The 12,642-nt window shown below is 44.6% G+C and carries 10 protein-coding genes; 5 read left to right on the plus strand and 5 right to left on the minus strand.

Annotated elements, in window-relative coordinates; translation table 11 throughout:
* Nucleotides 1-19: 19 nt before the first annotated feature.
* The 3 genes from yajC to queA all read right to left on the minus strand — a co-directional run bounded on the left by yajC (nt 20) and on the right by queA (nt 3,022).
* Nucleotides 20-349: a preprotein translocase subunit YajC gene (gene yajC / locus ACU01J_RS09355; protein WP_481085454.1), complete on the minus strand. Its 330-nt coding sequence runs from the start codon at nt 347-349 to the stop codon at nt 20-22.
* A 173-nt stretch (nt 350-522) separates the two neighbouring features.
* Nucleotides 523-1,659, minus strand: a complete 1,137-nt coding sequence (gene tgt / locus ACU01J_RS09360; RefSeq protein WP_481085455.1) for a tRNA guanosine(34) transglycosylase Tgt — start codon at nt 1,657-1,659, stop codon at nt 523-525.
* A 310-nt stretch (nt 1,660-1,969) separates the two neighbouring features.
* On the minus strand, nt 1,970-3,022 hold the full coding sequence (queA, locus tag ACU01J_RS09365) for a tRNA preQ1(34) S-adenosylmethionine ribosyltransferase-isomerase QueA (RefSeq protein WP_481085456.1): 1,053 nt from the start codon (nt 3,020-3,022) through the stop codon (nt 1,970-1,972).
* Between the two features lie 315 nt (nt 3,023-3,337).
* Between queA and ACU01J_RS09370 the strand changes: the two genes are divergently transcribed.
* Nucleotides 3,338-3,778 (plus strand): CBS domain-containing protein, encoded by a 441-nt coding sequence (locus tag ACU01J_RS09370; RefSeq protein WP_481085457.1) that lies wholly within the window; start codon nt 3,338-3,340, stop codon nt 3,776-3,778.
* Nucleotides 3,779-3,850: 72 nt separating this feature from the next.
* Here ACU01J_RS09370 and ACU01J_RS09375 read toward each other — a convergent pair whose 3' ends face one another.
* The gene (locus tag ACU01J_RS09375) at nt 3,851-4,846 is read right to left on the minus strand and encodes a LacI family DNA-binding transcriptional regulator (protein WP_481085458.1); all 996 of its coding nucleotides are present in this window, start codon (nt 4,844-4,846) and stop codon (nt 3,851-3,853) included.
* Between the two features lie 198 nt (nt 4,847-5,044).
* Here ACU01J_RS09375 and ACU01J_RS09380 point away from each other — a divergent pair, with 198 nt between their 5' ends.
* The 4 genes from ACU01J_RS09380 (at nt 5,045) to ACU01J_RS09395 (ending at nt 11,046) form a co-directional block, all read left to right on the plus strand.
* Entirely contained in the window at nt 5,045-6,493 is a 1,449-nt protein-coding gene (locus ACU01J_RS09380; protein ID WP_481085459.1) for a glycoside hydrolase family 32 protein, read from the plus strand.
* Nucleotides 6,494-6,509: 16 nt separating this feature from the next.
* The gene (locus tag ACU01J_RS09385) at nt 6,510-7,883 is read left to right on the plus strand and encodes a PTS transporter subunit EIIC (protein WP_481085460.1); all 1,374 of its coding nucleotides are present in this window, start codon (nt 6,510-6,512) and stop codon (nt 7,881-7,883) included.
* Nucleotides 7,884-7,975: 92 nt separating this feature from the next.
* Nucleotides 7,976-8,899 carry an aminoimidazole riboside kinase gene (locus ACU01J_RS09390; RefSeq protein WP_481085461.1) on the plus strand — a complete coding sequence of 308 codons (924 nt, stop codon included), beginning with the start codon at nt 7,976-7,978 and terminating at the stop codon, nt 8,897-8,899.
* A gap of 206 nt (nt 8,900-9,105) precedes the next feature.
* The gene (locus ACU01J_RS09395; RefSeq protein ID WP_481085462.1) at nt 9,106-11,046 is read left to right on the plus strand and encodes a HAMP domain-containing methyl-accepting chemotaxis protein; all 1,941 of its coding nucleotides are present in this window, start codon (nt 9,106-9,108) and stop codon (nt 11,044-11,046) included.
* Nucleotides 11,047-11,184: 138 nt separating this feature from the next.
* Here ACU01J_RS09395 and aceA read toward each other — a convergent pair whose 3' ends face one another.
* Nucleotides 11,185-12,498 (minus strand): isocitrate lyase, encoded by a 1,314-nt coding sequence (gene aceA / locus ACU01J_RS09400; RefSeq protein ID WP_481085463.1) that lies wholly within the window; start codon nt 12,496-12,498, stop codon nt 11,185-11,187.
* Between the last annotated feature and the right edge of the window lie 144 nt (nt 12,499-12,642).

Below are 12,642 nucleotides of genomic sequence, written 5' to 3' on the forward strand. Positions count from 1 at the left end.
GCGGAGATCCTTTAGCTGTTTATAGAGACTTTAGCGTACCTTTTGGTAGCACTGCAGTAACGAAGTCTTTCTTGATAACAACTTCGTTATTTGTGTTCAGCTCGATAGAGATGTAGTCGTTGTCTTCTGCGATTTTAGTGATTTTACCCACTAGGCCACCACTAGTTAGCACTTCATCACCTTTACCCATCGAGCCCATTAGGTTCTTGTGCTCTTTTACACGCTTAGCTTGTGGACGGTAGATCATGAAGTAGAAGATCACCGCGAACATACCTAGCATGATTAGCATTTCAAAACCGCCGCCTGCTGGTGCGCCTTCTGATGCTGCGTGAGCTTGAGAAATAAACATTAAAATATCCTCTATTATTTTTTATTAGTGTCCAAGTTGGGCATTCGCCAATTAGTTTCAAGTCTGAGAGTGACCAATAGAGATCGCTCTCTCAAAAATAGCGTGCGTTTGCCTACTTTATTAGCAAAAGCCTCTGGCGTAATGCCAAAGGCTCTAATTCTTAAATGTGCCGATTATTGCTCTTTTGCCAGTGGCGGAACTTCACGGCCACGACGCTCATAGAACTCTTGCACGAACTCATCAAAACGATCTTCATCAATTGCCGTACGAATGCTTTCCATCAGACGCTGGTAGTAACGTAGGTTGTGAATCGTATTTAGACGAGCACCTAGAATTTCGTTACAACGCTCTAGGTGGTGAAGGTACGACTTAGAGTAGTTTTGACAAGTGTAACAGTCACAGTGCGGATCTAATGCAGTTGTATCTGTTTTGTGTTTCGCATTACGGATCTTGATCACACCGCCAGTCACAAATAGGTGACCATTACGTGCGTTACGCGTTGGCATTACACAGTCAAACATATCGATACCACGACGAACACCTTCAACTAGGTCTTCAGGTTTACCTACACCCATTAGGTAACGAGGCTTGTCTTCTGGTAACTGAGGACATGTGTGCTCAAGAATACGGTGCATGTCTTCTTTTGGCTCGCCAACTGCTAGGCCGCCGACTGCATAACCGTCAAAACCGATCTCAGTTAGACCTTTGACAGACACATCACGTAGATCTTCGTAAACACCACCTTGAACGATACCAAATAGGTTGTTCGGGTTTTCTAGTTTATCGAAGTGGTCACGTGAGCGCTGTGCCCAACGTAGTGACATTTCCATCGATTTCTTCGCTTCGTTGTGTGTCGCTGGGTATGGCGTACACTCGTCGAAAATCATTACGATGTCAGAACCTAGGTCTTTTTGGATTTCCATCGACTTTTCCGCGTCCATGAAGATCTTGTCACCGTTTACAGGGTTACGGAAATGTACACCTTTCTCAGTGATAGTACGCATCTTACCTAGGCTGAATACTTGGAAACCGCCTGAATCAGTAAGGATCGGACCTTGCCAGTTCATAAAGTCGTGTAGGTCACCGTGCATTTTCATGACTTCCTGACCCGGGCGTAGCCATAGGTGGAAAGTGTTACCAAGAAGAATTTCAGCACCTGTGCCTTTTACTTCTTCAGGAGTCATACCTTTAACAGTACCGTAAGTACCTACTGGCATGAATGCTGGTGTTTGGACTGTGCCACGTTCAAAGGTCAGTTGACCACGACGCGCAACACCGTCTTTTTTCTTAAGATCGAATTTTAACTTCACGAAGCCTCCGGTTGTCAGAGAAACAGTCTGACATTAAGTTCAGAGCTTTAAGCTCTATGAGGAGCGGTCGCCTTCCATGCGAGAGATAAGGTAGCCTTCTACCCTACTTCCTAGCTTGCTGCTAGCACTCGTAAATTGTTTGCGTTCAGCTCCTTGCTGAACATAAGAGATTCCCTACTCGTTCGTTCCTCACTCTATGGAATGACTGAGTTTGAGTATCTCACTCATCGAATAACATATTAGGCTATCAAAACCAACGTTTGTCATTGCTGAATCGAGGTACGAGATGTCAGGAATCTCTCAAAGTAATCTACACCGTTTTCTTTTTAATGAACATTGAATCGCCATACGAGAAAAAGCGGTACTTGTTCTCTACAGCGTGCTTATATGCGTTCATCGTATTGTCATAACCTGCAAAAGCGCTCACCAACATGATGAGCGTTGACTCAGGCAAGTGGAAGTTAGTGATTAGGCAATCTACTAACTGATATTCGTAACCAGGGTAGATAAAGATCTCGGTATCACCGAAGAACGGAACCAGTTCCGTGCCCTTCTTAATCGCATCTTGCGCTGCACTTTCTAGCGAGCGCACCGATGTCGTACCCACAGCAATGATTCGACCACCACGAGCTTTCGTTGCATTGATTGCATCGACCACTTCTTGCGGTACTTCAACGTACTCGGCATGCATGTGGTGTTCATCAATGTTATCTACTTTCACTGGCTGGAACGTTCCTGCACCTACATGCAAAGTAACGTAAGCAAACTCAGCACCTTTTGCTTTGATCTTCTCAAGCAAAGGTTCATCAAAATGAAGACCCGCTGTTGGCGCGGCTACGGCACCCGGCTTTTGATTATAAACCGTTTGGTAGCGCTCTTTGTCTGAATCGTCGTCTGGACGGTCAATGTAAGGTGGAAGTGGCATGTGGCCGATCTCTTCCAGTACCGCCAGAACGTTTTGCTCTGAGTTAAACTTTAACTCAAACAGTGCATCATGACGCGCGACCATTTCTGCAGAAAACTCATCATTCTCACCGACAAAAATTGTACTGCCCGGCTTTGGTGACTTTGAACAGCGAACATGAGCAAGAATGCTTTTTTCATCAACAACACGCTCAACCAACACTTCTAATTTTCCGCCTGACTCTTTGCGGCCAAACATACGTGCTGGAATCACTCGTGTATTGTTAAATACAACTAAGTCGCCTGGCTGAACTTGCCCTAACACATCAGTAAATGTGCCATCAACAAGCTCACCGGTATTGCCATCCATTTGTAGTAAACGGCTTGCAGTACGCTCAGGTTGTGGGTAACGAGCAATAAGCTCATCCGGTAAGTCAAAGTGAAAATCTGATACTTGCATGTTACTAATCTTTAGCCGTGGTTTCTTATGTCGTAATGGAAGTCGAACTGATTCTGTCACAAACAGACGACGAGTTTTTCGCAGCCGACTAGTATATTGTCCGTGCGAGCAATAGCAAGAAAAGAGATGTGAATTATTGTAATCATTTGCGCTACTTTGCTCTAAAGCGCATCTATTTTTCTGCTGAATTATTCATCAATTGATTTACCGCAAAAAAATCGTGGTTATAGCTTTAAAAACAGGTTTATCTCTCAAACTCAGACCAAGAAAATCACTATATTTAAAGAGCAAAGAATAATAACTCAGGAGGCAGCAATGATTAAGGTAGAAGACATGATGACGCGTAACCCGCATACGCTTCTTCGATCTCACAATCTCGCCGATGCCAAAAGCATGATGGAAGCGCTCGACATCCGCCATGTTCCGATCATCGATGCGGATAAAAAGTTGCTTGGCGTCGTTTCGCAACGTGATGTACTCGCCGCTCAAGAATCTAGCCTACAAAAGCTCCCAGAAAGTCAATCTTACACGCTCAATACACCACTCTATGAAGTCATGAAGACCAGTATTATGTCAGTGGCACCACAAGCAGGTTTGAAAGAAAGCGCAATTTACATGCAAAAACACAAAGTGGGTTGCTTACCTGTGGTTGAAAAAGGGCAGCTAGTGGGCATCATTACGGATAGCGACTTTGTCTCTATTGCGATCAACTTGCTTGAGCTTCAAGAAGAAGTTGAGCCCGAGGAAGTCGATTAATCACATCAATGTCATCACGCTAAATCAGCTGCCCTTATAAATATGCAGCTGTTGATAGCGTGATGATGCTTGCTAATCGTTACGCAAGATTTCAGGTCGACGAGACACGGTTTGCAATGAAGGATGGCTTCTAACCGACAGCGTTGGCTCTAATAGCACCAAACGCTGCACTACCTCACCTTGCTGAATCGCTTCAATCATCATATCAAAGCCCAATAAAGCAATTTTTCTAATTGGCTGTTTAATACTTGAGAAGCCAAGTGACTGAGCAATAAAGGTGTCATCAAAACCTATGATGTCGACCCTATGACTCACTTTTTGCTCTTGTAGCGCATTGTGCAAATGGCTGGCAGAAATATCGTCGGAGCAAAACACTCCCTCGATAGGCTGGGGATTTTGCGTGATCCACTTTTCAATGTAATTACGTAAAGAGTCAGAATCATACGGAGCAAGAACCGATTCCAGTGGCAACTCTATCCCTAGCCTAGACAACTCGTTTTGATAACCGATTAGTCGATCAGACTTTGTGTCACTGGCTCCGATGTAACCCAGCTTCCGATAGCCCTGCTGAACAAAGTGTTTAGCTGCAAGCTCTCCGCCGTGCTGATGATGAGTACCAATACTAATGGTGCCGGTTGCGGTTGCGGTCAGCAATACAACCGGAAAAGGCAGCGCTTTCAAAGGCGCTAAATGCTCCTCTTTTAGCGAACGAGGGATAAGAAATACCCCATCCACTTTGTGATTAATACACTCAGACAAAAAGGTCTTTTCTAGCTGAAGGTTATTGCGACTATTAAACAACAGTAAGCTGCGGCCATGCTTGTATGCCTCTTCTTCCAATACATCGACCAGTTGTGAAAAAAACGGGTTAGACATATTGCGCACAATGACGGCGAACAGCTTGGTTGGCTTTTTGCGCTTCTGCGGAGGCTTTTGATAATTCAGTTCTGTCATAGCCGACTCTACCGCTTGCTTTGCTTCAACAGAAACACCCTCACTACCATTGAGCACTCTAGACACTGTCGCAATAGAGACTCCTGCCCTTTTAGCTACATCACGAATCGTCATTGCACTTCCATCCAACGTTTCTATCAATCAACGTCAGATATTACCCCTTACCATGTAACAAGACTTTGTGTTACATCACAACCTGTTCTCTATTTGTTCAAAATGCCGTCAAATTTAATGAATAAAAGTGCGTCACTATTTTCACCCCTTATCAAGCTCTCTATGATTTCTTCAACCCAAGGTGATTAGGTAAGTAACGTGCAACAACAAAAATATAAAACCATCAACACGGCAACGGCATTAGATATTAAAAAGTTTGAAGAAATAAAATCAAAAAATTCATTTCGTCCACTATTTCATATTAACCCACCACATGGGTTGTTAAACGACCCGAATGGTTTTTGTTATTTTAATAATCAATATCACTTATTTTACCAATGGTTTCCATTTGATACTTACCATGGAATGAAACATTGGATGCATTTAGCCTCTGATGATTTATTAAATTGGACAGAGCATGGTTCAAAAATAACCCCGTTAGAAGATTATGAGTCTCACGGTGCTTATTCAGGTGGTGCTGTGGTTGAAAATGATCGTAGTTACCTATTCTACACCGGTAATGTTAAACGTGGTGATGAACGCGATGCCAACCAGTGTTTAGCGATCTTAGATAAAAACAATCAAGTGACTAAACACGCTCTCAATCCGCTGATTGAATCAGTACCACAAGGCTACACTGGCCATGTACGCGATCCAAAAATCGTTAAACGTGGTAGTCACTACTTTATGTTACTAGGCGCTCAGCGAGAGTCTAATTTAAGCGGTGAGATCATCGTGTACCAATCGCCTGATTTACTCGACTGGGAGTTCAAAGGGACACTGGACATTCAAGTCAGCGGCGACTTTCTTGATGCCTACATGTATGAGTGCCCTGACCTGCTAGAAGTCGATGGTCATGACGTGCTGATATTTTCTCCACAAGGTGTGACTGTTGATGGAACTCGCTTCCACAATAAATTCAACGTTATTTACTGCTTAGGCCAAGTGGATTTCGAGCAGCTTACGTTCACTGTTCGTCATTGGGATGAACTCGACCGTGGCTTTGATTTCTACGCACCGCAAACCATGGCGAATGCGCCAAAGAAACAAACACTGATTGCATGGGCCGGGACAGATGAACACTTGCCGAGCGAACAACAGGGTTGGATTCACTGCTTGACTCTCACTAGAGAACTAGCCGTTGAAAATAATCGACTTATTCAACGACCAAACATTATTAATTCCGATTCATTAATAAAACAAATTGGATATAAATCAAAACATCAAGGAGTTGAACTAGAAAGTTTATCTTTTTCTCTAGAGGTTAATAACTTATCGAAAGAGGAAAATATAACCATTTCTTTGAACACACAAAGTGGTAAAGAGTTAACGCTGACTATCAATAATAACACCATTACTTTAGATAGAGCGCTATATGACCATCATACCCAAGATTGGGAGTATGGAAATAAACGTCAACACCAAACAGATTACGACATTAACAATATTCACTTCATTTGCGATCAAAGCATTATTGAAATTTATATTAATGATGGCCGAGATGTATTTACCTGTCTTTTCTTCCCCGAGCAAGAAAACCACCAGCTAATTATATCGACTAAAAAAGGTGCAGACATCGATACCCAGCTAACCTACCTTACAATATAATAAAGTGGTGAACAAAATGAATTATGACGCTACCGTGAACGAGATACTGGATAGTATCGGAGGCCTAGACAACATCCGCAACGCAGAGCATTGTGCTACGCGTCTGCGACTTATCCTTAAAGACAATGACAAGGTCAATACTGATAAAGCCAAAGAGATTAGCCAAATCAGCGGTTACTTTTATCAGTCAGGCCAACACCAGTTCATTATTGGTACTGGCAAGGTTTCTCATGTCTATGATTCGCTCAAGCGTGCCTTGGGTGGCGAGTTTGACACTAACGATTTCAAACAAGATGCGTTTGCCGATATGACGGCGAGTCAAAAAATCGTTCGTACTCTTGCTGACATTTTGATTCCGCTGATCCCTGCACTGGTCACTACCGGCTTATTAATGGGTTTGCGTGGCATGATGCTGCACTCAGGCGTCGATTTCTCACCAGAGACACTCGCGCTGTTTAGCATGCTGACCGATACCGCCTTTGCCTTCTTACCCGTTTTAATCGCTTATTCTGCGGCAAAGAAATTTGGTGGTAATGCGATTATCGCCATTGTCGTCGGTTTGATGATGGTTGCCCCGCAACTGCCTAATGCTTGGGTGGTTGCTAATGGTGGCGCAGAACCGATGATGGTCAATCTGCTTGGTATCAACTTCCCACTGGTGGGCTACCAAGGTACGGTACTGCCGGCGATATTTGCTGGTTGGTTTGTCTCTTACTTAGAACGCAACCTGCGCCGCTTTGTTCCAGCCAGTATGGACTTAGTCTTTACTCCATTTTTGACCATCACAATTGCCGTGTTCGTCATCCTGTTCGGCTTTGGCCCAATCTTACAAACCATTGAGCACGGCTGTACTTCATTGGTACGCATGGCACTCGACCTTCCGCTTGGCCTAGGTTATATCCTTTATGGTGCTGTTCAACAAATGATCGTGATCACCGGACTGCACCACGCATTAGGCGTGATTGAAATCGGCCTGCTTAATGAAACAGGTGTAAACCCACTTCAGCCTCTAGGTACGGCTTCAATGGCTGGTCAATTTGGTGCTGCTATCGCGGTGGCGACGCTGCTAAAAGACAAGATCAAGAAAGGTAATGCTTACAGTGCGTCAATGTCGACACTGTTTGGTATCACTGAACCACTATTGTTTGGCGTCAACCTTCAATACAGTAAAGTGTTCATGTTCGGTATGGTCGGTGGCGCTGTGGGTGGTTTGGTTACTTACGTACTAAACATCAGTGCGACCGGTATGGGTATTACCTTCATTCCAGGAATCTTGCTTTACTCGCAATCATTAACAGCAGTTCTGGGCTATCTAACGGTTATTGCAAGTTCGTTTGCGACCGCTTTTGTCCTGACCCGCATCTACAACCCAGTAAAAAACAGTCAATAACTATAAATTCGTTGGTGTACTGCCCCCTAGGTGCACCAATGACCTAGCCCATCTTGCTATGCTCCGATGGGCGCCTTTGTAAGGAACGAATCATGAACAAAGTTTGGCTCACCGGTGATGCTGTAGTAGACCTAATTCCAGATGGCGACAATACCTACCTAAAATGTCCGGGCGGCGCTCCAGCTAACGTCGCTGTTGGCATTGCAAGACTTTCTGGCCAATGTGGATTTTTTGGGCGTGTGGGTGATGATCCTTTAGGCCGCTTTATGGCTGAGGTGTTAGCCAGTGAAAACATCGATATCACTCACCTAACACTGGATGATGAGCAGCGCACCTCAACCGTAATTGTTGACCTTGATGATCACGGTGAACGCTCATTTACCTTTATGGTTAAGCCAAGCGCTGACCAATTCACTCAGCTCACTGATATTCCCTCGTTTGAAGCAAACCAATGGCTTCACTGCTGTTCAATAGCCCTTGCCAACGAACCGAGCCGTTTCACTACCTTAGCAGCAATGAAAGCGATGAAAGAAGCAAATGGTTTTGTAAGCTTTGATCCTAACCTACGTAATGAAGTCTGGCAGCAGCCGCAAGAAATTCGTCCCGTTGTAATAAGTGCGATAAAACTGGCCGACGTGGTTAAGTTTTCAGAAGAAGAGCTACTCTATTTAACGGAAACTTCCTCTCTTGATAAGGGATTAACAGAGCTATCTCGTTACTCAATTCCTCTGGTGCTCATCACCCTAGGAGGAAATGGCGCGCTGGCGATCGTTAACGGTCAACAACACCAAGTCGATTCCATACCCGTCAACGTTGTCGATACGACAGGAGCTGGAGACGCATTTGTCAGTGGCTTACTTGCCTACCTCTCCCAGCATGATGATTGGCAGCATGAAGCTAAAGTGATTGAAGCCGTTCGTTGGGGCAATATCTGTGGCGCATTGGCAACGACGAAAAAAGGGGCAATGAGTGCTCTGCCAAACCGCTCACTATTGCTCTCTTACCTTGACCATTAACTCCCCAAATTGCTGACATCTACGATGTTTATGTCAGCAATTTCCCTAAACCTACAGCCATTAAAGCTCTACCTTATCAGTTTATTTAAATTTCCCTGTTTCAAGATCAGCAGAATCCAAATATTCCCATTATAATTTACTTATAACTATATCAATCAAATTGTACATTTCGTCAGTTCTCACCTAAGCCAAACAGGGACATTGGTATGAGCCTTAAAAAACTATTAACTCTAGGGTTTGGCGTAATCCTAGGCCTAATTTTGATCATTTCCGTCGTTGCATCACTGCGCTTTTATCAATCAAGTGACGGTTTCAACACCTATCGAGCTCTTGCCTTAACCAGTGTTTCTACGGGTAGGATTCAAGCCAATGTTCTAGAGGCTCGCCTCGCAGCGCTTAAGTACATTAAGAATCATGACGCTGCGAATATTGCAGAGCTGGATAAACGCATCACTACCTCAATCAACCTTATAAATGGTGTGCTTGATTCGCATATTGACGATGCGCACAAGTCAGAATTCATCTCGATTGAAAATCAGCTCAAGCAATATAAAGACGGATTTAATCAGGTCATTCAGTTGGTCAACCAACGCAATACATTAGTCAATGAACACCTTACTCCTCTGGGCCTAAATATGCGTAAGTCGGTAACGGAGATTATGAATCGAGCAGCGACTGAAGATGACTTAGACGTGGCAATTAGCGCGGGTACCTTACAACAACACTTATTGCTCTCTCGCCTCTACGCATCAAAGTTTCTAACCAGTAATTCGCAAAGTGATGCTGAGCGAGCAGAGAACGAGTTTTCAATCGTTGCCGAGCTAGTCAATAAAGTTGAGTCTCAACTGATATCAGCACAACAAGTGTCGAACCTAAAAACATTCCAGCAATCTTTCGACCAGTATCGAAACACCTTTGCGGGAGTAGTCCAAACCATCAACTCACGCAATCAAATCATCTCTGGAACCTTGGATGTATTAGGGGCCTCTGCTGCACTAACAATCGAAGAAATAAAGCTCGCCACCAAGAATAAGCAGGATTCCGTCGGCCCTGAAATGGTTGAGCGCTTCTCAAATGCTCAGTGGACTATTTTTGTACTTTCTGCAATCGTGATCATTATCGCGCTAGGCATTGCCATTGCGATTTATCGTAGCGTGCTGAAAGTTGTGGGTGGCGAACCAAGCGATATTGAAAAAATTGTCGCAGACGTATCCAAGGGTGACTTATCCAACCATATCCAAACAACAGGCAATGAAAGCGGGATTTACGCCAACATCTTGCAAATGCGTACAGAGCTTCGCCGAATCATTGATGGCTTCCACCAGATCTCAGACAATGTCTCATCCGCTTCAGTTGAGCTGTCGGCGGTAATGGGTGAAACAGAAAACAACGCTCGTCAAGAGCTGAGCCAAATGGAGCAAATTGCAACGGCGATCAATGAGCTTTCGAGCACCGCAAGTGAAGTGAGCCAAAATGCAGCGAACGCTGAAAACGCAGCATCAGAAGCATCCACTAATGTGCAAAATGGCGGTAACTCTCTCGACTCCTCAGACCAAATTGCAAGCAAAGTGGACAGTTCGATTAGCGAAACATCGAAAATTGTTAACCAACTGCAAGAGTACTCTGTAGAGATTGGTACGGTCGTGGAAGTGATTAACTCTATTTCAGAGCAAACTAACTTACTTGCATTGAACGCAGCGATCGAGGCTGCTCGCGCTGGAGAGCAAGGACGTGGATTTGCTGTTGTTGCCGATGAAGTACGTTCATTGGCAGCGAAAACGCAGCAATCAACCGTCGATATTCAAGAAATCATCTCGCGCTTACAAGCTCAAGCAAAAGATGCCAATCAGTTTATGCAATCTAACTTAACCCTTGCTGAGGAGTCACATAAATACAGTGCAGAGCTTAGATCTGCATTTACCTCGATTACTGAGTCGGTTGCTTTGATTTCTGATATGAACACTCAGGTTGCGACCGCATCTGAAGAGCAGTCAGGTGTGACACAAGACATTTCACAAAACGTTTCTATTACCTTCGATCTGGTCAACCAAAATGTGTCCGGTATTCAGCAAAGTAAGAGCGCCAGTGAAGAGCTTGCCTCTTTGGCGGTAAAACAAAAAGATCTGTTAAGCTTTTTCAAACTTTAAGGCACAAAAAAGAGCGGCGAAAGCCGCTCAAAAGCATGTCAAAGTTAATGCCTAAACAGAATATCTATACCCAAAGTCTAGTGAGCCAAAGCCTGCGTATTGTGGCTCACGAGATGCGGTACTAATGGCTAGGGATTCTTAGAATTGGTCTTCTTCGGTTGACCCCGTCAATGCAGTGACTGAAGAGTTACCACCTTGAATCGTGTTAGTCATCTTATCGAAGTAACCGGTACCCACTTCTTGTTGGTGAGCTACGAAGGTATAGCCTTTTTCTGCCGCTTGGAACTCAGGACGCTGAACTTTCTCAACGTAGTGGCGCATACCTTCACCTTGTGCGTAATCATGCGCAAGTTCGAACATGTTGAACCACATGTTGTGAATACCTGCTAGTGTGATGAATTGGTACTTGTAACCCATGTCAGACAGCTCTTGCTGGAACTTAGCAATCGTCTCTGCATCTAGGTTTTTCTCCCAGTTGAACGAAGGTGAACAGTTGTAAGCCAACAATTGACCAGGGTATTCTGCATGAATCGCTTCTGCAAACTTGCGGGCTTCTTCTAGACAAGGCGTTGCTGTCTCACACCAAATAAGGTCTGCATATGGCGCATAAGCCAGACCACGAGAGATAGCTTGGTCAATGCCGGCGCGAACACGGTAGAAACCTTCTTGAGTGCGTTCACCTTCGATGAAGTCTTTATCGTATGGGTCACAATCTGAAGTAATCAGGTCAGCTGCGTTTGCATCCGTACGAGCGATAACCAGTGTTGTCGTTCCTGAAACGTCTGCTGCTAGACGAGCTGCGACTAGCTTTTGCACCGCTTCTTGAGTTGGAACCAGTACTTTACCACCCATGTGGCCACATTTCTTCACTGACGCTAATTGGTCTTCGAAGTGCACGCCAGCTGCACCGGCATCAATCATCGACTTCATTAATTCGTAAGCGTTAAGTACACCGCCAAAGCCTGCTTCAGCATCCGCTACGATTGGTAGGAAGTAATCAATACCACCTTCAGATTCTGGCGACTTACCATTTGACCACTGAATTTGGTCTGCGCGGCGGAATGAGTTATTGATACGCTTAACCACTGAAGGAACAGAATCTACTGGGTATAGCGATTGGTCAGGGTACATAGTTGAAGCCGTGTTGTTATCTGCTGCTACCTGCCAGCCTGAAAGGTAAATCGCTTCGATGCCTGCTTTCGCTTGCTGTACAGCTTGACCACCCGTTAGAGCACCAAGACAGTTCACATAGCCTTTTTTCGCATCACCGTTGACCAGTGACCATAGCTTGTCAGCACCACGTTGGGCGATGGTGTTAGCAGGCACCATTGAGCCACGTAGTTCTACTACTTCTTCAGCCGTATAAGGACGCTTAACGTTCTTCCAGCGTGGGTTAGTTGCCCAGTCTTTTTCCAGAGCTTCGATTTGTTGGCGGCGAGTTAAGTTAGTCATCGGTTTATCCCTCTTTTGATGAGCGCTTCTTATGTTGTGTAACGGGCGCTATGTTTCCTTGTTCCTTGGCAGTACTTCCTGCTCTGCCGCAGACGATTCACGTTATTGTTTGAATATGTTTGTCATTCCCTATAGGGAGGATGA

It is taken from the genome of Vibrio sp. 2433-A1 (assembly GCF_056726085.1).